This is a genomic window from Amycolatopsis sp. VC5-11, from assembly GCF_037034185.1.
In the GTDB taxonomy this organism is placed as follows: Bacteria; Actinomycetota; Actinomycetes; order Mycobacteriales; family Pseudonocardiaceae; genus Amycolatopsis; species Amycolatopsis nivea.
This window is the reverse complement of the sequence record NZ_JBAGKF010000023.1, coordinates 104,581-126,565: the sequence shown is the minus strand read 5'-3', so window position 1 is coordinate 126,565 and position 21,985 is coordinate 104,581. Positions and strand designations below refer to the sequence as shown.

Annotated in this window: 24 protein-coding genes and 1 tRNA gene; 5 read left to right on the top strand and 20 right to left on the bottom strand. The window is 69.6% G+C overall.

The features are described 5' to 3' along the window. Positions 1–211: 211 nt before the first annotated feature. The 6 genes from WA670_RS40430 to WA670_RS40405 all read right to left on the bottom strand — a co-directional run bounded on the left by WA670_RS40430 (position 212) and on the right by WA670_RS40405 (position 6,509). A complete protein-coding gene (locus tag WA670_RS40430; RefSeq protein ID WP_116203489.1) occupies positions 212–925 on the bottom strand; it encodes an ABC transporter ATP-binding protein in 714 nt (237 codons plus the stop codon). After that, entirely contained in the window at positions 912–1,841 is a 930-nt protein-coding gene (locus WA670_RS40425) for an ABC transporter ATP-binding protein (protein ID WP_037818086.1), read from the bottom strand. The genes WA670_RS40430 and WA670_RS40425 overlap by 14 nt, the downstream gene beginning before the upstream one ends. After that, positions 1,838–2,983, bottom strand: coding sequence for a branched-chain amino acid ABC transporter permease (locus WA670_RS40420; RefSeq protein WP_037818085.1), 1,146 nt, complete (start codon positions 2,981–2,983; stop codon positions 1,838–1,840). The genes WA670_RS40425 and WA670_RS40420 overlap by 4 nt, the downstream gene beginning before the upstream one ends. Continuing rightward, a complete protein-coding gene (locus tag WA670_RS40415) occupies positions 2,980–3,993 on the bottom strand; it encodes a branched-chain amino acid ABC transporter permease (protein WP_037818218.1) in 1,014 nt (337 codons plus the stop codon). Before WA670_RS40415 ends, WA670_RS40420 begins: the two co-directional genes overlap by 4 nt. Positions 3,994–4,087: 94 nt before the next feature. After that, positions 4,088–5,263, bottom strand: coding sequence for a branched-chain amino acid ABC transporter substrate-binding protein (locus WA670_RS40410; RefSeq protein WP_037818084.1), 1,176 nt, complete (start codon positions 5,261–5,263; stop codon positions 4,088–4,090). 631 nt (positions 5,264–5,894) lie between these two features. Continuing rightward, positions 5,895–6,509 carry an ANTAR domain-containing response regulator gene (locus WA670_RS40405; protein ID WP_009079762.1) on the bottom strand — a complete coding sequence of 205 codons (615 nt, stop codon included), beginning with the start codon at positions 6,507–6,509 and terminating at the stop codon, positions 5,895–5,897. A gap of 229 nt (positions 6,510–6,738) precedes the next feature. On the opposite strand from WA670_RS40405, the gene WA670_RS40400 reads away from it, so the two are divergent. After that, positions 6,739–6,812 (top strand) — tRNA-Leu (locus WA670_RS40400). Between the two features lie 332 nt (positions 6,813–7,144). On the opposite strand, the gene WA670_RS40395 is transcribed toward WA670_RS40400, so the two are convergent. The 3 genes from WA670_RS40395 to WA670_RS40385 all read right to left on the bottom strand — a co-directional run bounded on the left by WA670_RS40395 (position 7,145) and on the right by WA670_RS40385 (position 8,158). Then, on the bottom strand, positions 7,145–7,549 hold the full coding sequence (locus tag WA670_RS40395; RefSeq protein ID WP_051728789.1) for a hypothetical protein: 405 nt from the start codon (positions 7,547–7,549) through the stop codon (positions 7,145–7,147). Positions 7,550–7,566: 17 nt separating this feature from the next. Further along, a complete protein-coding gene (locus WA670_RS40390) occupies positions 7,567–7,899 on the bottom strand; it encodes an AraC family transcriptional regulator ligand-binding domain-containing protein (RefSeq protein WP_238605623.1) in 333 nt (110 codons plus the stop codon). Positions 7,900–7,963: 64 nt separating this feature from the next. Beyond that, positions 7,964–8,158 (bottom strand): hypothetical protein, encoded by a 195-nt coding sequence (locus tag WA670_RS40385; RefSeq protein ID WP_158714446.1) that lies wholly within the window; start codon positions 8,156–8,158, stop codon positions 7,964–7,966. Positions 8,159–8,167: 9 nt separating this feature from the next. On the opposite strand from WA670_RS40385, the gene WA670_RS40380 reads away from it, so the two are divergent. Then, positions 8,168–9,781 (top strand): thiolase C-terminal domain-containing protein, encoded by a 1,614-nt coding sequence (locus WA670_RS40380; RefSeq protein ID WP_238605622.1) that lies wholly within the window; start codon positions 8,168–8,170, stop codon positions 9,779–9,781. A gap of 608 nt (positions 9,782–10,389) precedes the next feature. Continuing rightward, the gene (locus WA670_RS40375) at positions 10,390–11,190 is read left to right on the top strand and encodes a tetratricopeptide repeat protein (protein ID WP_336161373.1); all 801 of its coding nucleotides are present in this window, start codon (positions 10,390–10,392) and stop codon (positions 11,188–11,190) included. A 75-nt stretch (positions 11,191–11,265) separates the two neighbouring features. On the opposite strand, the gene WA670_RS40370 is transcribed toward WA670_RS40375, so the two are convergent. The 8 genes from WA670_RS40370 to WA670_RS40335 all read right to left on the bottom strand — a co-directional run bounded on the left by WA670_RS40370 (position 11,266) and on the right by WA670_RS40335 (position 18,963). Next, positions 11,266–11,460 carry a ferredoxin gene (locus tag WA670_RS40370; protein WP_037810805.1) on the bottom strand — a complete coding sequence of 65 codons (195 nt, stop codon included), beginning with the start codon at positions 11,458–11,460 and terminating at the stop codon, positions 11,266–11,268. Next, positions 11,457–12,137: a TetR/AcrR family transcriptional regulator gene (locus WA670_RS40365; protein WP_336161372.1), complete on the bottom strand. Its 681-nt coding sequence runs from the start codon at positions 12,135–12,137 to the stop codon at positions 11,457–11,459. Before WA670_RS40365 ends, WA670_RS40370 begins: the two co-directional genes overlap by 4 nt. Before the next feature lie 5 nt (positions 12,138–12,142). Beyond that, the gene (locus tag WA670_RS40360) at positions 12,143–13,363 is read right to left on the bottom strand and encodes a cytochrome P450 (RefSeq protein WP_336161371.1); all 1,221 of its coding nucleotides are present in this window, start codon (positions 13,361–13,363) and stop codon (positions 12,143–12,145) included. A gap of 119 nt (positions 13,364–13,482) precedes the next feature. Beyond that, positions 13,483–13,734 carry a hypothetical protein gene (locus tag WA670_RS40355; protein WP_037810803.1) on the bottom strand — a complete coding sequence of 84 codons (252 nt, stop codon included), beginning with the start codon at positions 13,732–13,734 and terminating at the stop codon, positions 13,483–13,485. A 117-nt stretch (positions 13,735–13,851) separates the two neighbouring features. After that, positions 13,852–16,608, bottom strand: a complete 2,757-nt coding sequence (locus WA670_RS40350; RefSeq protein ID WP_336161370.1) for a helix-turn-helix transcriptional regulator — start codon at positions 16,606–16,608, stop codon at positions 13,852–13,854. A gap of 34 nt (positions 16,609–16,642) precedes the next feature. After that, a complete protein-coding gene (locus WA670_RS40345; RefSeq protein ID WP_336161369.1) occupies positions 16,643–17,845 on the bottom strand; it encodes a metal-dependent hydrolase family protein in 1,203 nt (400 codons plus the stop codon). Between the two features lie 79 nt (positions 17,846–17,924). Then, entirely contained in the window at positions 17,925–18,254 is a 330-nt protein-coding gene (locus WA670_RS40340) for a branched-chain amino acid transporter permease (RefSeq protein ID WP_336161367.1), read from the bottom strand. Further along, complete coding sequence (locus tag WA670_RS40335) at positions 18,247–18,963, bottom strand: AzlC family ABC transporter permease (protein WP_336161365.1); 717 nt, start codon at positions 18,961–18,963, stop codon at positions 18,247–18,249. The genes WA670_RS40340 and WA670_RS40335 overlap by 8 nt, the downstream gene beginning before the upstream one ends. A gap of 63 nt (positions 18,964–19,026) precedes the next feature. Between WA670_RS40335 and WA670_RS40330 the strand changes: the two genes are divergently transcribed. Both WA670_RS40330 and WA670_RS40325 read left to right on the top strand, forming a co-directional pair. Then, positions 19,027–19,485: an Lrp/AsnC family transcriptional regulator gene (locus WA670_RS40330; protein ID WP_037810799.1), complete on the top strand. Its 459-nt coding sequence runs from the start codon at positions 19,027–19,029 to the stop codon at positions 19,483–19,485. 172 nt (positions 19,486–19,657) lie between these two features. Next, positions 19,658–19,792: a hypothetical protein gene (locus WA670_RS40325; RefSeq protein WP_255443643.1), complete on the top strand. Its 135-nt coding sequence runs from the start codon at positions 19,658–19,660 to the stop codon at positions 19,790–19,792. Between the two features lie 66 nt (positions 19,793–19,858). Here WA670_RS40325 and WA670_RS40320 read toward each other — a convergent pair whose 3' ends face one another. Genes WA670_RS40320 through WA670_RS40310 form a run of 3 tightly spaced genes read right to left on the bottom strand, consistent with a single transcriptional unit; the run spans position 19,859 to position 21,960 of the window. Beyond that, entirely contained in the window at positions 19,859–20,800 is a 942-nt protein-coding gene (locus WA670_RS40320; protein ID WP_336161362.1) for a zinc-binding dehydrogenase, read from the bottom strand. A 42-nt stretch (positions 20,801–20,842) separates the two neighbouring features. Beyond that, positions 20,843–21,172: a hypothetical protein gene (locus WA670_RS40315; protein ID WP_158714444.1), complete on the bottom strand. Its 330-nt coding sequence runs from the start codon at positions 21,170–21,172 to the stop codon at positions 20,843–20,845. 44 nt (positions 21,173–21,216) lie between these two features. Continuing rightward, positions 21,217–21,960 (bottom strand): SDR family NAD(P)-dependent oxidoreductase, encoded by a 744-nt coding sequence (locus WA670_RS40310; RefSeq protein ID WP_037810795.1) that lies wholly within the window; start codon positions 21,958–21,960, stop codon positions 21,217–21,219. Between the last annotated feature and the right edge of the window lie 25 nt (positions 21,961–21,985).

Here is a 21,985-nt window from a genome sequence, read left to right as displayed (position 1 = left end):
ACCCCCACCCAACCGCAGCCAGCGCACCCGCCGAACCAGGCACCCACACCTCCCCCACCCCCGATACGACGCCAAAAACACGGCGCGGGGGTGCTTGTCAAGGCATCTTTCCCGCCTTGACAAGCACCCCCGCGCCGTAGTCACAATCAAAAATCGGGGTGCCCCGTCTCACCGTCCGGGCGCAATGTCGCCGCCAGGCGACGAGCCGACCTCACCCCACCCCGAGATAAGCCTCCTTGATACTGGTATCAGCCAACAACTCCTGCCCAGTACCAGTCTTGGTAATCTGCCCAGTCTCCAGCACATAAGCCCGATGCGCCCGAGACAACGCCTGCTGCGCATTCTGCTCAACCAGCAGCACGGTAGTCCCCTGCCGATTGATCTCCGTAATAATCCGGAAAATCTGCTGAATGAACTGCGGCGCCAACCCCATGGAAGGCTCGTCCAGCAACAACAACCGAGGCTTAGCCATCAACGCCCGCCCAATAGCGAGCATCTGCTGCTCACCCCCGGACATAGTCCCGCCGACCTGAGTCTTCCGCTCAGCCAACCGCGGAAACAACTCGAACACCCGGTCGAAGTCAGGCTGCAGATTCTTCCGGTCCTTGCGCGCATAAGCGCCCATGTCCAGATTCTCCAGCACCGTCATGCCGGGGAAAATCCCCCGCCCCTCCGGCGCCTGAGAAATCCCGCGAACCACACGCAAATCCCCGCGCAGCCGCGAAATGTCCTCGCCGTCGAACCGGATAGCACCGCCCGAAATGGGCCGGATACCGGAGATCGCCCGCATCGTGGTCGACTTGCCGGCGCCGTTCGCCCCGATGAGGGTGACGATCTCGCCCTCGTTGACCGTGATGGACAGCCCGGACACGGCCTGGATCCGTCCGTAATGGACCGAAACGTCGGAAAGCTCAAGCAACGTCATCGTCGGGAACTCCCAGGTAAGCGGCGATCACGGCGGGGTTCTCCCGGATTTCGGAAGGCAGCCCGTCGGCGATCTTCTTGCCGAACTCCAGCACCACGATCCGGTCGGTGACGCCCATGACGAGCTTCATGTCGTGTTCGATCAGCAGGACGGTGTAGCCGTCGTCGCGGATCGTCCGGATCAGCCCCATGAGCTCTTCCTTCTCCGCCGGGTTGAACCCGGCGGCAGGCTCGTCGAGGCACAGCAGCTTCGGCTCGGTGGCGAGCGCCCGCGCGATCTCCAGCCGGCGCTGATAGCCGTACGGCAGGTTCTTCGCCCGGTCCGCGGCGCGGTCGGCGATGCCGACGAATTCCAGCAGCGCCATGGCCTTCTCGATCGCCTGCTTCTCCTCGCGGTGGTGCCGCGGGACTCGCAGGAGGGCGCCGAGCAGGCTCGTCTTGTGCCGGGCGTCGGTGCCGACGACCACGTTCTCCAGCGCGGTCATCTCGGAAAACAGCCGGATGTTCTGGAACGTCCGCGCGATGCCGAGCTGGGTGATCCCGTGCCGCGACGTCTTGCCGAGCGGCTGGTCCTCGAGCAGCACCTGCCCCGAGGACGGCCGGTAGACGCCGGTCATCGCGTTGAAGCAGGTGGTCTTGCCCGCGCCGTTCGGCCCGATCAGGCCCAGGATCTCGCCGCGCCGGATCTCGAAGGACACCGAGTCCAGCGCCACCAGCCCGCCGAAGCGGACGGTGACGTCGTCGACCTTGAGCAGCGTCTGCCCGTAGCCTGCCTGGATCTCCCGGTCCGGCGCGACGACCTCGGCGACCTCGGCCTCGTGCTCGGCGAGCTCGTCGGCGGTCATGTTCGCGACCTCGGCCACGAGGCCGCCCTCGGCCGGGACCTCGGGCCCGGTTCCGTTGCCAGGGACCGTCATGCCTTCTCCCCCGGGTTGTCGGTGACCAGCGAACCGTCGCTGCTGACCTGTTCGCCCTTGCCGAGCAGCCGCTGGTACGCCTGCCTGCCGTAGGCGAGCAGCCGCTGCCGCGCGCCGAGCAGGCCCTGCGGGCGAAAGATCATCAGGACGATCAGCGCCAGCCCGAAGATCAGGTACTTGTACTCCGCGATCTGCTGGAACCGCAGCGGCACGTACGCCACCACGATCGCGCCCAGCAGCACGCCGACCTTGTTGCCCGCGCCGCCGAGAATGACCGCGGCCAGGAACAGCATCGAGGTGACCACGTCGAACTTCTGGTTGTTCACGAAGCCCAACTGCCCCGCGTACAGCGCGCCGGAGAGGCCGCCGACCGCAGCGCCGCCGACGAACGCCCAGATCTTGAACTTGAACGTCGGCACGCCCATGATCTCGGCCGCGTCCTCGTCGTCGCGGATCGCGACCCACGCGCGGCCGACGCGGCTGCGCTCCAGGTTCCCGACCACGAACAGGATCACGATGATGATCGTGACGCAGAGCCAGTACCACGGGATGCCGTCGGTGTTGTTGAAGAGCGGGTTGCCGTCCGCCTTCACGCCCGGCGGGTGCCCGACGCCCTGGAAGCCGCGGTTGCCGCGCAGCGGGTCGATGTTGTCGGCCAGCAGCCGCACGATCTCGCCGAAGCCCAGCGTGACAATCGCCAGGTAGTCGCCGCGCAACCGCAGCGTCGGCGTCCCCAGGATCACCCCGAAGATCATCGTGACCACCATCGCGATCGGCAGCACGACGAGGAACGGCAGCTTCGCCAGCGACGAGTCCGGGCTCGTGAAGAGCGCCATCACGTAGGCGCCGATCGCGAAGAACCCGACGTAGCCGAGGTCGAGCAGACCCGCTTGGCCGACCACGATGTTGAGCCCGATGGCGACCAGCGCGTAGCGGGCCACCTCGAACATCGCGATCGGGAAGTCGTACCCGGGCTGGGTGGTGATCAGCGGCGGGTTCAGCACCGGCAGCAGGTAGACCAGCGCCACCAGCGGGATGAGCACCCCCCACTGCTGGACCCGGGACAGCCTGTTCCACCAGTCCGAGAGCGGACGGCGGCGCGCCTTCGCCGGAGCGGCGGGCGGCGTCGTAGTCGTCGTCATACCCGTGCCTTTCCGAGCGATTCGCCGAGAATGCCGGTCGGGCGGAACATGAGGATCAGCACCAGCAGGGCGAACGCGACGACGTCGCGCCACGCGCCGCCGAACAGCGACTGCCCGTAGTTCTCCACGACGCCGAGCAGCAGGCCGCCCAGCAGCGCGCCGCGCAGGTTGCCGATGCCGCCGAGCACCGCGGCGGTGAACGCCTTGATGCCGAGGATGAAGCCGCCCTGGTACGAGGCGCCCTGCGGGATCTTCATCATGTAGAACAGCGCCGCCGCGCCGGCCAGCAGGCCGCCGATGAGGAACGTCAGGGTGATGACGCGTTCCTTGTTGACGCCCATCAGCGTCGCGGTGTCCGGGTCCTGCGCGACCGCGCGGATGCCGCGGCCGAACTTGGTGCGGTTGACGAACATGTCCGTGCCGACCATCAGCAGGATCGACGCCACCACGGTGATGATGGTGACGATCGTGACGCTGCCGCCGAAGATCGTGAACACCTCGTCGTTGCGCAGCAGCCGGATGCTGTTCTCCGGGTTGCCGCCGCGCCAGATGAACAGGATCTGCTGCAGCACGAAGGAAGCGCCGATCGCGGTGATCAGGAAGACCAGCCGGGGGGCCTTGCGTTTGCGCAGCGGCCGGTAGGCGACGCGTTCCAGCACGACCGCGGTGCCGCCGGACACCGCCATCGACGCGATGAGCGCGAGCAGCAGGAAGCCGATCAGTTCGAAGATCGGCAGATCCGGGGTCGCGCCGGGGCGGAAACCCAAGCCGTAGAAGGTGAACCACGTCGCGAAGGCGCCGTAGATGAACACCTCGGAGTGGGCGAAGTTGATGAGTTTGAGCACGCCGTAGACGAGGGTGTAGCCCAGCGCTACGAGCGCGTAGATGCTGCCGTAGGAAAGACCGTCGATCGTGTTGTCCCAGAACTGGTTCAGGAACGAATTCACGTCGAAGGTGATCCAGCTTCCGCCGCCCTGCGCGAGGACGAGCGAACTGAGGTCAGGGGTCATCGACACACTAGTTCTCCATGTGGGTCCGGGGTGCGGGCCCGGCGGGATCTCGCCGCCTGGCCCGCACCCCGGTACTGGAACCGAAAGCGGTGAGCTACTTGATCTCGGTGTTGCGGACGATCTTCCCGTTCTCCACCTTGTAGGTCCACACGGTGGTCGCGGCGAGCTCGCCGTGGTCGTCCCACTTGAAGTGCTTCGTGATGCCCTGGCCGTCGTAGGTCTTCACGAAGTCCAGCAGGCCGGCGCGGTCCTTCTTGCCCGCGTCGATGCCCTTCAGCAGGATCGTCGCGACGTCGTAGGCCTCGGGCGAGTAGGTGCCCGGGTCGACGCCGGTCGCCGCCTTGTAGGCGTCGGTGAACTTGGTGAACTGGTCGGCGGGCACGCAGGGGCAGGTGAAGTACGCGTTGGCCGCGGCGTCGCCGGCGCCCTTCACGAACAGGTCGTCCTTCACGCCGTCCGGGCCGACGAACTTGGCCTTGACGCCCGCGTCGTTCAGCTGCTGCGCGAACGGAGCGGCTTCCTGGTAGTAGCCCGAGTAGAAGATCGCGTCCGGCTTCTCGTTCTTGATCTTGTTGACCACGGCCGAGAAGTCCGTCTGCTTCGTCTTGACCTTGTCCTGGCAGCTCGCCTTGTCGCCGAGCGCCTTGACGGTCGAGGCGGCGAGACCGGTGCCGTACTCGGAGTCGTCCTCGATCACGCAGACCTTGTTGGCCTTGAGCTCGCCGGTGATGAACTTCGCGGCGGCCGGGCCCTGCGCGTTGTCGTTGCCCAGCGCGCGGAAGAAGGTCTTCCAGCCGTTCTGGGCGAGCGACGGGTTGGTCGCGGACGGGGTCACGGCGACGAGGCCCGCGGAGTTGAAGATGTTGCCCGCGGCCTTCGACTCGCCCGAGAACGGGAGGCCGATGACGCCGATGATGCCCGGGGTGTTGACGATCTGGGTCACGATGCCCGGCGCCTTGTCCGGGGTGCCCTCGGTGTCGAACTCCGCGAGCTTGACCTGGCAGCCCGGGTTCGCCTTGTTGTGCTGGTCGACCGCCAGCTTCGCGCCCTTGAGGATGTTCTGGCCCAGGGCCGCGTTCGCGCCGTTGATCGTGCCGGCGTAGGCGATCGAGGTCGGCGCGCACTGCGCCTTGCCGTCTCCCGCCGGGTCCGCCGCGTTCGCCGCCGCCGACGGGGCCGCGGCCTGCGGCGCGCCGCTGTCGCCACCCGAGTCACCGCCGGTCCGCGCCGAGCAGGCGCCAAGGGAGATGACTCCCGCCGCGGCCAGCACGATGACCTTAGTGAGTCGTGCTCTCTGCACTCGTTCCTCCAAATGCCACCCGCCACGCTCCTGCGGAACGGCGGGTCCCTGCGTGGGACTTCGACTGGGCGCTGAACGTAGCCGCCGGGTGAGGTGTTGCACAGAGTCACAGCGAGTCTTGTATCCACATCGTGACGGTCGTCACGAGAATTAACGGACGATTTACACTCGATCGTCTGATTGCAACGACCGAGTGAATGACTCTTCGTGTCCGAGCACCCCTCGAACGGACCTAGACCTGACGTCCGATCGATGGAGGCAGTGTAAGAACATCCCCTCTGTCATCGTGACCGACACCACGATCCCCCGGCCTCCAAGGTAGCAACCTTGCCCTTTCGCGCAGGGCAGATCAACCCGCACGGGTGGGTCGCGAACCGGTGCCGCAGAAGGGTTTTCGCTGGTCGGCACCCAGGTTTCAGCGCGACACGGCGGGCCGGGACGGATGCGGCGAACCGGGCAGCAGTCCCGCTGGGCGGGAGCGCGCTCCGGGGCCGGGCGGTGACTCTCCGGAACGGTTTCCGGCGTTTCCGGAGTGCCGGGCCACGAAAAAGCGGGCGCGACCCCCTGGTCACGCCCGCTTCCCCGGGTGCTTGCCGGTTGCTCAGCCGATGCTTTCCACGACCGCCTCGGCGACGGCCTTCATCGTGGTGCGCCGGTCCATCGCGGTGCGCTGGATCCAGCGGAACGCGTCGGGCTCGGTGAGCCCCTGACGGCTCATCAGCAGGCCCTTCGCCCGGTCGATGACCTTGCGGGTCTCGAGCCGGTCGGTGAGCCCGGCGACCTCGGCCTCGAGGGCCTGCAGCTCGGAGAACCGGCTGACGGCCAGCTCGATCGCGGGCACGAGATCGCGTTTGGCGAACGGTTTCACCAGGTACGCCATGGTGCCCGCGTCGCGGGCCCGTTCGACGAGGTCGCGCTGGCTGAACGCGGTGAGAATGACGACCGGCGCGATCCGGTCGCCGGTGATCCGCGCGGCCGCCTCGATGCCGTCGAGCTTCGGCATCTTGACGTCGAGGATCACGAGGTCCGGCTTGAGATCGGTGGCCAGCGCGATGGCCTCCTCGCCGTCGCCGGCCTCGCCGACCACCTCGTAGCCCTCTTCGCGCAGCATCTCCACCAGGTCGAGCCGGATGAGCGCCTCGTCTTCCGCGACGAGCACCCGTCGCTGCGGCACGCCGGCGGCGGCGCCGTTCGACTCGGCAGCCTGTTCGGTCACCGGTGTCCTCCTGAAGGCTCGGCGGGACGTCTTCGACACGCGGTCACCCGCGAGAGCCCAGCGTACCGGGACCGATCCAGATCCCACGATGGCGTTCACCACGAAGTGGCGGGCGACACCCAGCCCCGGCCCCAAGTCGATCACCGCCGAGCCCCGTCGATCACCGGACCCGATCACCGGACCCGGTCGCCGGAGGGGAGGACGGGTCCCGTAAAGTTTCCGGCACTGCGCCCCCGTAGCCCAACTGGCAGAGGCAACGGATTCAAAACCCGTCCAGTGTGAGTTCGAATCTCACCGGGGGCACCCGGAAATCTTCCGTTTTCACAGGTCAGCGGCCTGCGGCTCCGGGAGCGGCATCCGCGCGAAGCGCATTTCCGCAGGTCAATCGGTGTGAGTTCGAATCCCCCTTGGGTTCGGACGATCGAGGCTCAGAGGAATACCCCGTCACAAAACTCGCCGTCTCGCTGTAGCCCAGGCGCTGGGCGACTTCCTCCGTTGTGAGACGGCCTCGCCAGCACCGCTTCCGCCGTCGTCGCTCGTACCTCGTCGGCCCGGGCGCGGATTGAGGTTCGTTCGGTGCTCAGCCGCCGACGCAGGGTCCGTGGATCGACGTGGAGTTCGGCTGCTCCCCTGTGTCATCGACGGGATGCCGCCGGGATCGTGCAGGGGATTTGCCCGGCGAGTCCGCGGTGGAGGGTCCGGCGGAGACGAAGGTCGGCGCACTGTCTCTCGCACATCCACGCGGTGTGTTCGTCTGTCTGGGGAAGGCGTTCGTCGAGCAGGGCGCGCGGGAACACAACTGCCGATCGCTGAGGTCCGGAGGTCACCGTCGGGACCGAGGCCGTCGGCATCGGATCCGCAGCCGCGCCGAACGAGAGTTCAACCGGGACATCGCCGAGATCGCGGGCCAGCAATGGCCCGAACAGGGTCGGGACGACCGCGCCGAGGTCGTGCTCGAGCAGGAACCGGCGGACGTCCGGCGGGATTTCCCCGTCGGCGAGGATGATTCCCGCGTGCTCGTCGGACTCTTCGAGCGACATCCGGCTGAACGCGTAGCTCAGCGCGAGGCAGGCTCACCGTCGAGCGCGGCTCGCAGCGTCGGGCTGGACAGGAGCGCGAAGCGCAGCTGCCGGTAGTCGCCCAGCGTGAAACGGCTGCCGACGTCCGCGGCGATGCTGGGCCGGTCGCCGAGCGCGCCGAGGACATGGCGGACGACGGCAAGCTCCTGATGCGCATCGATCTCGACGGCGGGATCGGCGGGATCGCTCGCCGCGGCCCCGCTTCCCGCCGACACGTCGCGATGGTCCACGCCGTGTTCGGCGGCCGCCTCGGTCATGGCCCGCACGGCGATCGCACTCCGGCGGAAGTCCCACCACGCGCCCGCTTCCATGCGTCCGAAAGTAACGAATGCGAGTGCGCGCCGCGCCTCTTGTCGCGGTGGTGCGGCAATAGCCTCAACGCAGGCCCGCGAGCTTTCCCAGCTGGGCCTTCCCGCCCGCGAGCAGTCGGCCGTGCCAGTGGCGCGGCAGCCCGAAGCGGTCGTCCATCGTGATGCCGCGCTGCGTGGCGACGGTCTGCGATTCGGTGTAGCGCAACAGTCCTTGCTCACCGTGCCGCCGTCCCAGTCCGGATGCCTTCCAGCCGCCCATCGGCGCCGGATGGGACGCGAAGGCCGCCGCGTAGCAGTCGTTCACGCCGACGCCGGGGTCGACTACCGGCAGGTGCGGCAGGCCTACGTCGGCTACGTTTACGGCGACTCGACGTGCGGCCAGGCGGCGCTGTACGGGCTCGGGCAGTCCGGGATCCCGATCGTGAACGTGAACAACAACTGCTCGACCGGGTCCACGGCGCTGTACCTGGCTCGGCAGGCCGTCGAGTCCGGTGCCGCCGAATGCGTGCTGGCACTGGGTTTCGAGCAAATGCAGCGCGGCGCGCTGACCATACAGTGGCCGGACCGGCCCAGCCCGTTCGAGCGGTTCGACAAGGTCGCGCACGCGGTGCAAGGCATCTCCGACGCTCCGTTCGCCGCTCAGTACTTCGGCGGCGCCGGCGCGGCCTACGCGCAGCAGTACGGTACCGGCCCCGAGACGTTCGCCGCGATCGCGGTGAAGGCCCGCCGGCACGCGGCGAACAACCCGTACGCGGTGTTCCGCGACCCGGTGACGACCGAGGACGTCCTGAACTCGCCGCACATTTTCGGCCCGCTGACGCGTTTGCAGTGCTGCCCGCCGACCTGCGGCGCGGCGGCCGCGGTGATCACGACCGAGGAGTTCGCGCGCAAGCACGGGCTGCGCACCGACGTCTCGATCGCGGCGCAGGCGATGACCACCGACACGCCGTCTACTTTCGACGAAGCAGACATGCGCAAGCTCGTCGGCTACGACATGTCGAAGGAAGCCGCGCGGCAGGTGTACGAGGCCGCGGGCGCGGGCCCGGAGGACATTCCGGTGGTGGAGCTGCACGACTGCTTCACCACCAACGAACTGCTGACCTACGAAGCGCTCGGGCTGACTCCAGAAGGCACCGCGGAAAAGTTCGTCGCCGACGGCGACAACACCTACGGCGGCCGCGTGGTGACCAACCCGTCCGGCGGCCTGCTGTCCAAGGGACACCCGCTCGGCGCGACCGGCCTCGTCGACGTCGTGCTGGACACAGACCTGCCCACGTCCTTCACCACCGCCACGCCCTCGCCCGGCACGACCGGGACGCTGATGCCGGCCTCCCGGCGCGAAGCCCTCCTCGCCCAAGCCGCACGCATGTTCGCCGAACACGGCTACACCGGAGTCGGCATCGAAGACATCGGCTCCGCCGTCGGCATCACGGGACCCAGCGTCTACAACCACTTCCCCAGCAAACTGGACATGCTCACGACCCTGATCGCCCGCGGAGCGGCCACGCTGCAAACCGAACTCTCGGCCGCCTACCTCGCCGCTGCCGGCGCACCGGACGCCCTGCGCCGCCTCGTCCGCTCCTACCTCAGGTTCGTCTGCGCCCACCCGCACCTGATCGACCTGCTGATCACCGAAACCGGCAACCTGCCGCCCGCGGAACGCCACCAGGCCCGCCAGGTCCAGCACGACTACCTCACCGAATGGGTGCACCTGAGCCGGCTCGTCGACCCCGGCCTCGACCCGGCTGTCGCGCGCATCCGGGTGCACGCCGTGCTCAGCATCGCCAACGACGCCGCTCGGATGCCCCGCCTGCACGACAATCCCGCCCTGCCCGCGGCGCTGGAGATTTTGGCCGACCGATTGCTCGAGGCTCCGCTCTGAACGTCGGACACTGGATGCCCACCCAGAAAATCATCGTCGCGAGGCACCGCGCGGCCGGCAATGGGGACCCCACCGGTGCTGAGCCGCGATCCCGGCGAGCACCTGTTCAGTTGGTGACGACCCGGCATCCGAGCCATCGCGCGGCTCCGCGCGCCGAGCGGGACAACGGCTCGGCCACGTTCAATACCAACGGGACGACACTCGCCCCGACCAGCAACTGCCGCGCAGACCGCTTGGTCGCAGGAAAAGCCCCGCACACCGACAATCGTCGAACCGCGACCAGCAGCGCCACAACGACGTCCCCGACGGACTCCCCTCCTACGTACTCCCCATCTCCCACCGCGGAGACCAATTTTTGCCAGCCGACCGGGCACACGCACCGATCACGCTCACCATCGGCGGCTGAACAGGCACCTCGACAAGCGGTTGCCATCCAAGGTGACGGCGGCCCAGCTGGCGAGGAGTCAGGATTCGTGGGCGGTTCCGCACTGTCCATTGTGGCCGTTGACGGGTCGAGACGAGTCTGAGGCTTCCGGTAGCGCCATGTCGGAGGTGCCTGGCGTTCGGTCAGCCTTGTATGTCCGGAAAGCCGGGAATAGCCTTCCAAGATGAAACGCTGGGGGCCGAAACGTAAGCGCGGACCGCGGCCCTGGGCCGACCTGAACGAGGGGGAGTTGCGGGAAGCCGTCGACGGTCCGGATCCCCGTGACGCGGCCCAGGCCATGACCGTCCTTGGTTACCGCTGTGAGGGCAGGGACGAGTTGGCCGATGCCGAACAGTGGTACCGGCGGGCGCTGGCCACCGAGGATTCGGTCCATGCCCCGATGGCGATGCTGCGGCTCGGCGGGATCCGTGAGCGGCAAGGTCGCCAGGACGAGGCCGCGCACTGGTTTCGGCTGGCTGCCGAGAGCGGCGAACCCGAGGTAAGCCCTAACGCCGCGCTGCACCTCGGCGTCATTCTGGAGAGCCGCGACGAAGACGAGGAAGCCGCGGATTGGCTCCGGCGGGCCGCCGAGTCCGGCCAGCCCAGAACAGCCCCCGCCGCGTTGTTCTGGCTGGGGTCGCTGGCCCACAAGAACCACGACCTTGACACGGCCGAGCGCTGGTTGCGGCAGGCCGCAGACTCCGCGGCCCCGTCCGCAGTGAGCAGAGCGATGCACGAACTCGGCGTCATCGCCGACGAACGCGGCGATCAGGGAGAAGCCACGCGCTGGCATCTCCAGGTGGTCGAGCACGGCGAGTTCGCGGCGCCGGACAGCATGCTCTGGCTGGCCGCCGATCAGCTGAAGCGCGGCGAACGCACTGAGGCGGTCGTATGGCTGCGCCGGGCCACTGAAACCGACAATCCCCGAGTCGCCAAGGCTGCGCGGGCACTTCTGGAGAAGTTCTCAGACCTCCTCGGCGAATGAGACACGTCCGTCTCGATCATGCGGTGCGGCAGAGATCTCGCGCAGCGCGAACTCAGTGTCCACTATGGACAGTGGTTACGCGTCCACGGAGATCGCGGCTCCGGGGCAGACGGTGGCGGCTTCGCGGACGGTCGCGTGCAGTTCTTCGCCGGGGTGTTCGTCGAGCAGGAGCACGATGCCGTCGTCATCGCGTTGGTCGAACACTTCCGGCGCGAGCAGCACGCAGGTGCCCGCGCCGCAGCACTTCGCTTCGTCCACGGTGACCTTCATCGGCGTTTCTTCCTTTCGTTCGGCGAGGCGGTGACCGGTGCCTGCCACAGGCCGATCAGCGCGTCGATCAGGCCGGTGGCGGCGTCGTTCCAGTCGGATCGCGGGGTGGCGGTCTTCTCGGCGAGGGCGCGTTCGCGTTCGGCGGTCAGGTGGACCAAGAGAGTCCGGGTCATGTCGCTGCGTTCGGCGGCCGCTTCGGGCGGGAGGTCGGGCAGTCGTTGCTGCAGGCCTTCGACGATGCGCGCCAGCGACGGGGAGGACAGGGATTCCTCCACGACGATCGGGCGCAGCGTCGGGTCTGCCATGGCCTGTTCGGCGAACCGGGCGTACCAGGTCGGGCTGCCCAGCGCGGCCAGATGCTCGGCCAGTGGACGCACCAGGCAGTCGAGCCAGTCCCGCAGGTCGGCGCTGTCGCCGATCTCGGCCAGCCGCCGCTGCCGCCGTTCCTCGATCGCGGCGGAGTGTTTGCGCGCGATCGCGCGGACCAGATCAGCCTTGGTGCCGAAGTGGTAGCCGACTGCGGTGTTGTTGCCCTGCCCGGCTGCTTCGCTGACCTGGCGGTTGGACACGGCGAGAATCCCGTGCTCGGCGAACAGGCGCTCGGCAGCGGTCAGGATCAGCTCCCGGGTCGCGTGCGCCCGAACCGGCGCGTCCCGGTCGGCGGCGTTGTTCCTCATGACTGTCACCATCGCACGGGCAGTTCCCGCAACCCGCCCACGGCCAGGCCCTCGATCCGGCGCAGTTCGGCCGCCGGGACGTCGAGTTCGAGCGACGGCAGCATTCGCAGCAGTACTTCGAGGGCTACCTGGAGTTCGGTGCGCGCCAGCGGCTGGCCCAGGCAGGCGTGCGCACCGGCGCCGAACGCCAGGTGCGGGTTCGGGCTGCGGTGCAGGTCCATGACGGCGGCATCGGTGAAGGCGGTCTCGTCGCGGTTGGCCGCGGCCATGCTGCACATCGCGGTGGTACCGCTGGGAAGCACGGTTCCGGCGACCTCGAAATCCTCTGTGAGATACCGCGACATGCCCACGCCCGCGTTCGCGTCCAGCCGCAGCGTTTCCTCGACCGCGGTGCGCACCAGCGACGGGTCGGCGAGCAGTTCCTCCCACCGCGTGCGGTCGGACAGCAGCATCGCGACCATCTTCGCGATCATGTTCGCCGTCGTCTCGTGTCCCGCGATCAACAACCCGATGCCGGTCGCGGTGAGCAGCGCGTCCGACCAATGCTGCCCGTCCGCGTCGGTGTCGGTGATCAGCGCGCTGAGCAGATCCTCCCCCGGCTCTGCGCGTTTCGCCGCGATGTGCGCGCCCATGTACCGGCCGAAGTCCGCTTGCGCGGCGTCGAATTCTTCCTGGGTGTAGCGGGTCATGCTGAGCATGACGTCCGACCAGTGCGCGAACCGGTCGCGGTCGGCGTCCGGGACGCCGAGCATGTCGCAGATGACCCACACCGGCAGCGGAAACGCCAGCCCCGCCTTCAGATCCGCCGGACCGCCCTTCGCGACCATCTCCCCGATCAACTGCTCCGCCATCGCCGCGATCCCCGGCCGCAACGCGTTCATCCGCTTCGCCGTGAACCACTTCCCGATCATCCGCCGCCAGTTCAGATGCGCCGGACCGTGCTGCGGGATCACTGTCGCCATCTCGCTGTTGAACACCCCGCCGCTCTCGGTGTCCGCGACCCGCGCCGCGTCGTCGGCCGGGGTCGGACGGGTGAACCGCCGGTCCGACAGCACGGTTTTCACATCGGCGTACCGGGTGATCAGCGCCGCCTCGTCCCCGCTCGCCAACGCGACCCGCGCGACCGGGCATCCCGCGCGCAGCTCCGCCCATTCAGCCGGAGGCTCCAACGCCCCCGGCTGCTCGAAGGGAAACCGCGGCAACTGCTCCACGTCGCTTTCGGGCATCGCAACCTCCTGCTCGCAACCGGCAACCGGCACGATCATGGCGAACCCGAGTTGTTAAGTCAATCAGCTGACTTAATTGCATTGCAGGGCGGAGGCTGCGGCAGGTCGCGACCCCCTGCTCAGAACCAGTTCTTGACGTGCTCGAACCACTCGGGCTGCGCGGTCGCCAGGACCACCAGCAGTACCCCGACGGCGATCGCGATGAACACCAGCGAGAACAGGAATCCCAGCAGCCCGCGGGCCAGTCCTCCCGAACCGCGCCGGCGGTTGAGCTGGGCGTGGTAGGCGGCGTTGCGGGCGAAGGTGCTGCTGTTCTGCTGCACCTGCCGCTGGTAGTTCTGCTGGGCGTTCCGTCCGGCGGGCGTGGTCATGGTGGCTCCCCTTCGTCGATGTCGGCGTCGCGGTCCGCGGCGGCCTGCGACCAAGGTGTCAGCGGCGCGCGCCGTGCGAATCCGTGCTGATACGGAAAGCCGGTACGGAAACCCGGGTCAGGAGCGCTGGGCGGACCAGGCGGCGATCTGAGTGCGGTTGGCCAGGCCCAGTTTGCCCAGGATGTGCTGGACGTGGCTTTCCGCCGTGCGCTCGGAAATGTGCATCAGCGCGGCGATCTGCTTGTTCGTCAGCCCTTGCGCGACCTGCGCCGCGACCTCGGCTTCGCGCGGCGTCAGCCCGGCGGGTGCGTCGCCGCGCAGGGTCGTCGCCAGTTCGTCGGCACGCCGTCGCAGCGGTGCCATCCCGAGCCGTGCGGCCGACGACGTCGCGGTCGCGCACAGCGCGGCGGCTTCCTCGACGTCGCCCGGACGACGGCGGCGCGCCAGCACCTGGGCCAGCTCGAACCGGGCGAGGGCGGCGTGCGGCGCTATGCCGGCCGTGTCGTTGGCGGTGATCCCGAGCCGGATCTCGCGGACGGCCTCGTCCAGTCGCCCGCAAGTCGCCTCCGCGATACCCAAGTAAGTCCGTACGGAGCCGACGTTCGTCACGGTCCCGGCGCCTCCGGTGACGAACAGGTCGGCGGCGGGCCGCAGGCGGGCGGCCAGGTCCGCCGCCACCTCCGGCTCGTCGAACATCGCCGCCAGTTCGGCCCTCGTCGCGAGCGACGGGAGCAGTGCGGGCTGCGGAAAAGCGTCGGGGCCGGCGGAGCGGCGCACGATGCGCCGGGCACGCTCGAAATCGCCCCGCTGCGCCAGATAAAGCGCGTAGACGGGCGAGGCGAACGCGGGCGTGTAGCGGTCGAACAGCTCGAACTCCTCGGCGGTGAGCAGGTCGCCGCGGCCGACGAGACCGTCGATCATGAGCAGCACGAACAACGAAACGCCGCGCACCGAGTCGTGCGTGCGGCCTTCGATCAGCCGCACGCACTTCCGGCCCGTCTCGACGGCGTCGTCGAACCGGCCCCGGGCGACCTCGACAGCGGCCACCGCGCGCAGGTACTGCCATTGGGCAAGCGGCCTCCGCAATCGGTCGGTGAGCAGCCGCATCGGCCCCAGCGCCGCCTCCGCGTCGTCGACCCGGCCGAGCATCATGTACCCGTCGAACCGCCAGAGCCAGCCCCACAGCGTGGTCTCGTCGTCCTGTTCGGACTGGCCGAGGGCGTGCATCCGCTCGGCCAGCTCGAGCCGTTCGTGCACGCCGTCCGGGCCCGAGCGCGCCATCTGCCGGGACCGCAGCGCCGAGCGGAGCACCTGGGTGTCGCCGAGCCGTTCCGCCATCGCGAGCGCCTCGCCGGACACGCGTTCCGGGTCGACGCCGCCGACGAATCCGGCCTCGCCCGCCAGCAACGCGAGAAGCCGGGCGCGCATCGGGCTGTCCTCGTCGGGCAGCTGGGCCAGTGCCTCGGCGGCAAGCCGGTCGCCGCGGAAGCCGCCCCACGGATCGGAAAGCCCTTCCATGGCAAGGGAAACCGACCCGAGCGCGTACGGGTCGCTCGCTTCGCGCGCGGCGTCGGCCGCCCGGGCGAGGATCGCTCCGGCGGGCTGGATGTCGCCGTTGCGGGTCAACGCGGTGGCCTGCCGCAGCAACAACCGTCCCCGGTCGCCGGGCGACAGCGGCGCGCCGGCGTCCAGCGCCTGCTGGTAAAGATCGGCGGCCTGCTCCCAGGCGAGGCGGTCCAGCGCCAGGTCGCCCGCGCGCTCCGCCCACGCGACGGCCTCGCCCGGCTCCCCCACCGGCAGCGACGCCAGCCAGTGGTGCGCGATTTCCGCGGCCCGCTCGGCGGCGTCGGGACGAGCGGCCAGCCAGGCCGCCATCCGGGCGTGCGCTCCGGCGCTGGTCGCCGTCGGCAGGTCGGCTCGCGCGGCTTCCCGGATCAGGTCGTGGCGAAAACGCCAGCCATCGCCGCGGACGAGCAGACCCGCCGCGCCTGCCTCGTCGAGCGCGCCGAGCACGGCCTCGACCGGATGGTCGGTCACCGCGGCCAGTTCCGGTGCCGCAGGCTCGCTGCCCAGTGCGGCGGCGATGGCGATCAGCTCTCGGCAGCAGCCGGTGAGCCGGGCCAGCCGCGCGCGGACGGTGTCGAGCACGCCGTCGGGCAGCGTGTCGCTTTCGAGCAGCGGGGCCAGTTCGTTGACGAAGAACGGATTGCCTCCGGTGCGGCGGCTGACGACGGCGGCCACGTCCGGGCGCACTGCCTCGCCGGTCGCGAGTTCGAGCTGGCGCTGGACATCCGAAGGCGGCAGGCCGACCAGGCGGACGCGGGACTGTCCGGCTTCGTGAGCCAGCGCCGCCAGCGCCGAGATCAACGCCTCGCGGCCGCCGGTCTCAGTGTCGCGGTAGGTCGCCACGAGCAGCAGCCTCGACCGCGACATCCCGCGCGCGGCGTGCACCAGCAATGCCAGCGACGCCGCGTCGGCCCACTGCAGGTCGTCGAGCACCAGAAGCAGCCCGTCCGGCTCGGCAGCGTCGCGCAACTGGCCCGCGACGGCTTCGAACGCCTCGAAGCGAGCAGTCGCCGAGTCGGCCGACGGGTCGCCTTCGGCGAGCGCGGCGGGCAGCGTGCCGCCCAAATCGCGCACGAGCTGCCGGAAGATCCAGTACGGCGGGCTGCCTTCGTCGTCGCTGGCCCGGCCCCAGGCGACCGGGACGCCCAGCGCCGCGGCCCGCGCGGCGGTCTCCTGGGCCAGGCGGGTCTTGCCGATCCCGGGCTCGCCGGTGATCAGGACGAGCTGGCCGCGCCCGGACCGCGCCTCGTCGAACCGGGCGGCGAGCAGTTCGGCCTCGCGGGCCCTCCCGACGAACTCGCCTGTCATGCCCAGAACCATAAGGTTCGCCCTGCTTGTCCGCCTAGGCGTGGGAAAGCACTTTCCCGCCCCGGGCGTACACGGCGACGACCCGCCGCAGCGCCGCCGGATCGGCCAGCGGGTCGCCGTCGACGGCAAGGAGGTCCGCGTCGAATCCCGGCGCGACGCGGCCCTTGCGATGCCCGAGCCCGCACACCCCGGCCGCCACGGACGTCATCACGCGCAGCGTTTCGGCCGGGCTGAGGCCGATGCCGCGCAGCATCACCGGCGCGGTCGCGAGAACACCGTGCGGCTTGACCGGCGCGATGCCCGCGTCGGTGCCGGCGACGAACGGCGTGCCCAGCTCGTGCAGCCGCCGCAGGTTGCGCGTAAGGGCGGGCAGCCGGCTCGCGATCTCCGGCGGCGGCGCGATGCCGGGCACCGGCTCCATGCCGACCGTCGCCCCGACGACGACGCGCCGCGCGGCGATGCCGGCCATCAGGTCCTCGCGCACGTCGACGCCGGCCGCGGACCAGAACGTCACGTGCTCCATGCCGTCGACCCCCGCGGCCAGCGCGTCGGCGATCGCCGGGGTGCCGTGCGCGTGCGCGGTGACTGGCAGGCCGTGGCGGTGCGCCTCGTCGACCGCCGCGCGCAGCACCTCGACGTCGAACTGGGCGCACTCCTGGCGCGTGCCGGGGGTCATCGTGCCGCCGCTGGCCATGATCTTGACGACGTCCACCCCGTTCTCGACGTGCTCGCGCACGGCCTTGCGGACGCCGAACTCGGTCGGCTCGGCGACCCCTCCGAGGAAGTGGCAGTGCCCGGACGGGGTGGTGATCGGCGGTCCGGCGGCGACAATCGTCGGCATGTCCGGCCGACCGCGCAGCCGCAGGGACAGGTAACCGCGGTCGCCGAGGTCGCGAACGGTCGTCACGCCCGCCCGCAGCGAGGCCCGGCCCGCCTCCGCCATCGCGGCCAGCGCCTCGTCGTCCGTGCGAGCCGCGAGCGCGCCCACGGCGTCGGCGCTGGCATCGAACGCCAAGTGGACATGGGTGTCGATCAGCCCGGGCAGCAACGTCGCCCCGCCGAGATCGACGACGGGCACTCCTGCGGGCGGCGCCGCACCGGACTCGACCGAGCGGATCACCGGCCCGTCCAGCACCACGAGCGGGTCGGCGAGCAACCGGGATCCGGTGCCGTCGAAAAGCCACGCGGCGCGTATCGCGGTGAGTTCGCGCCGCTCGGTGACAATCAATCGGGTCATGCGGACGACAGTCGCGGGTCGGGAGCGCGGGCGCGTCCGCAGTAGTACGGAAATCCGCTACGCAATTGAGCTTTCGAGCTCACGCCGCGAAAAGCAGGCTAGCCAGCAAAACATGCACCGCAGTACCGCCGACGATGCTCAGTACTGCATTGCGGCGCCACAGATGCAGGGCGATCGTCACCGCCAGCGCGATGGTCGGGGCGAGGGCGCTCGGGGACGTCCATGACACGTCGCGCAGGCAGTAGATCAGCAGGATCACCATGACTCCCGCTGGCATGCGCGTGCTCAAGTACTGCACGGTGCGGCTGGCGCGCAGCGGGGCCAGGACGGCGAACGGGAGCGCGCGCAGGCCCCACGTGACCGCGGCGGATACTGCGACCGCGGCGAGGAGGTAGGCGGGGTCAGGCATTGCTCACGCTCCGTTCGGCGACGAGGCCGCGGACGATCAGGCCTCCGACGAACAGTACGAACGCCGCCAGCAGCATCTGCCCGGGGAAGACCACGCGGGCGACGACCGCGCTCAGTGCGGCGAGGACGGGGGTCGGCAGGTCGCCCTTGCGGTCGCGCACGGCGTCCAGCGCGAGGACGACGAACAAGGCGGTCATGGCGAAGTCCAGGCCGACGACACCGTTCGGGATCAGCGCGCCGAGCAAGCCGCCCGCGGTGGCTCCGCCGACCCAGAACAAGTGCAGGAACAGTTGCAGCCACAGGATTCGCGCGCCGTTCCATTCCCTGGCGGCGTCCGTTGTGGACAGTGCGTAGGCCTCGTCGGTGAGGGCGAAAGTGCTGTACGCGCGCGCTCCGCGTCCGCGTACCCGGTGCAGCGGGAAGGACAGCGCGTAGAAGACGTGCCGGACGTTGACCAGGAACGCCGAGAGCCCGATCGACGCCAGCGGAGCCGCCGTCGCGGCCAGGCCGATGAGCAGGAACTCGAACGAGCCCGCGTAGATGAACGTGGTGAAGACGGTCGCCCACCACCAGGCGAGGCCCGAATGGGTGAGGAACGCGCCGAACGCGAGGCCGAGCGGGACCAGGCCGATCCCGACGGACCCGCAGTCCTTCAGCGCGGCCAGCGCGGGCGAGCGATCACGAACAGCCAGGCCGGAGACGGTTTCCACGCTTGGAACACTACGTCAGCCCGCGGCTAATTTGGTGTCCGATCATGGCGCTAGAATGGGCCGGTGAGCAATGTAGTTAGGCTGGATGCGCTGGATCGGGATATTTTGTTTCACCTGCGTCAGGACGGCAGGCTGACCAACGTCGAACTCGCCAAACGCGTCGGGCTCACCCCTCCCCCGTGCCTGCGCCGGGTCAAGCGCCTCGAGGACGCGGGCGTGATCGCCGGCTACCGCGCGGTGATCGACCCGGCCACCGTCGGCCGCGGGCTGGAAACGCTCATCGACCTCGAGGTCTACGCGACCGACCGGGCGACGATCGAGGCGCTCGAGGACACCATCGCCTCCTACGAGGAGGTCATCGAGTTCCGCCGTCTGTTCGGCCGCCCCGACTACTTCATCCGCGTCGCGGTCGCCGACCACGCCGCGTACGAGGAGTTCCAGACCCGGAAGCTTTCCGGCCTGCCGGGCGTCCTGCGGGTCACGTCGCACCTGACGATGAAGAAGATCAAGGGCGACGCCTGAGCCCGGTGGCACGATCTCCGCGGTGCCGTCCGGAGTTGAACCGGTGAGGCGCGACGACTGGCACGAACCGGATCGCCCACTCGGAGCGGGGCCCGCGGCAGGGCCCCGTTTGCCGTGTCAGGGGCCGGAAATCCCTCCCTCTGAGACAGGTGAGTGATTCGAGGTGGGCACCATGGACGAAAACCTGGCCTGGCAGATCGCGCTGGCACTGCTCCGGGTCGCGATCTCGTGGGTGGCGCAGCAGACGAGGCCGATGCCGGCGATTCCCCGGCTCGGGCGTCGCGCTGCGCCGAGAAAGACCCGCTGAATTCCCCGGTGCCGGGTCGGGCGTCGATGCCCGACCCGGTGCTCGGTTCTTCCGGGAGTTCCGCGATCAGTCCATCCGCAAAACAACTTTGCCGAGCTTGCCCGGCGAGCCCAGCCGGACGTAAGCGTCACGCGCCTGCTCCAGCGGATAAACGCTGTCCACCGGCACCGTGAGCCGCCCCGCCGCGAGTGCGCCCAGGAGTCCTTCCCGCATCCGGCTCGCGAGCACCGCCTTCTCGACCGTGCTGCGGGCGCGGATCGTCGACCCGAGCACTCGGCCGCGGGCGCGCATCAGGTCGAACAGGCGCAGGGACGCCTCCTCCCCCGCACCGACTCCGATCACCAGGATCCGGCCGTACGGCTTGAGCCACCGCACGCGGCGCAGGCAATCCTTGCCACCGACCAGTTCCACGACGATGTCGTACGGGCCGTGTTCCTCTTCTTGCTCCGGCGTCACGACCGTCGCGTCGGGAACCAAAGCCTGGACGGCGGCGTGCGTCTCCGGGCGGCGCACGCTCGCGACGACATCAGCCCCGGCGAGTGCGGCGACCTGGAGCATCGCGGTGCCGACGCCGCCGGCCGCGCCGGTGATCAGGACTCGGTCGCCGGGGCGGACGTCGGCCTGGTCGACCAGGCCGTCCCAGGCGGTGCTGAACGCTTCGGGGAAACCGGCCGCGTGGACGTCGTCGACCGAGTCCGGGATCGGCAGCAGCAGGCTCGTCGGGACCGCGATGCGTTCGGCGTGGGCACCGCCGCCCACTACGGCCATGACGCGGTCTCCGGCGGACCAAACGGCCGTGGCCGATTTTTCGACCACCCCGGCGATTTCGAGTCCGGGAATGTCGTCCGGCCAGCCCGGCGGGGCGGGGTAGGTGCCTCGGGCCTGCTGCAGGTCCGCCGCGTTCAAACCGGCCGCGCGGATCCGGACCACGACCTGGTCGCCGCCCGCGGCCGGATCGGGCGCCTCGCCGAGTTCGAACTCGCCGTTCCTGATTTTCACCGCGCGCATGCGTGTTCCCCTCGCCCGAATAGCTCCCGCCGCTGCGGGAAATCACGCCACGACGTTAGCGCTCCGGCTTCCCGACACGACTGAGCGAGCCAGCGCCTGTCCCAGCCACTCGTTGATCACCCGCGTCGACTCCTGCCCCGGCTGGTCGGTCAGCGGGACTGGCCGGTGTTCGGGCCAGCTCGCGGCCAGCGTCGCCGGATCGGGTATCGGGCCCAGTGCGGTCAGCAGGGCCGGCAGGGTCGGGTGGAAGCGGGCCGGGCGGCCGGCTGATCGGAGGGACCAGCCGGCCGGTCCGGCGGTGACGCGGACGCCGGGGCGCAGCGTCGACAACCGAGCCGCGACGACAGTGCGGGCGTAGCTTCCCGACAGCACGCCGGTGAGCCAGTCCGTTCTGACAGTCCCGCAACTGCCGCACATCAGGGCATCACGTCGCCGCTGTTCGGGCCGAGCACCTGGCCGACATACAGGTTGCCGCCGGGGTTGGAGGCGAGCAGGACGGCGGTCGGCGCGATTTCCTCGACGGTGCCGAAGCGGCCGAGCGGCAGTTCCGCGGCTTTCGCCGAGCGCCAGTCGTCGCTGATTCCGGCCAGCAGCGGCGTTTCTACCGGGCCGGGAGCGATGGCGTTGACCAGCACGCCTCGGCTCGCCGCTTCCAGGGCGATCGACTTGGTCATCGCGATCACCCCGGCCTTCGCGGCGGCGTAGTGCGCGAGACCGACGCCACCCTTGATGCCCAGTTGCGACGCGACGTTGATGATCCGTCCGTCGCCGCGTTCGAGCATCGGGCCCAGCACTGCGCGGTTGAGCAGGAAGACACTGGTCAGGTCGATGTCGATAGTCTGCTGCCAGGTCTCTAGCGGCATCGTGTCGGCGGGAGCCTCGGTCAGCAACCCGTGCGAGGTCACCAGGACGTCGATCCGGCCGAGCAGACGGGTCGCCTCGGCGACGCCGTCCGCGACCGCTTGTTCGTCGGACGCGTCCATGACCACGGCACCGGTCGCGCCGAGTTCCGCCGCGCGTTCGGTGACCCGCGGCTGGACGTCGGCCAGCACGACGGTCGCTCCGGCGGCGACGAAGTGCTCGGCGATCGCGCGGCCGATGCCGCTCGCCGCGCCGGTGACCAGCGCGGTCCGGCCGGCGAGCGGACTGGGGTCGATCATGGGAATCCTTCCGGTTTCGGTGGTG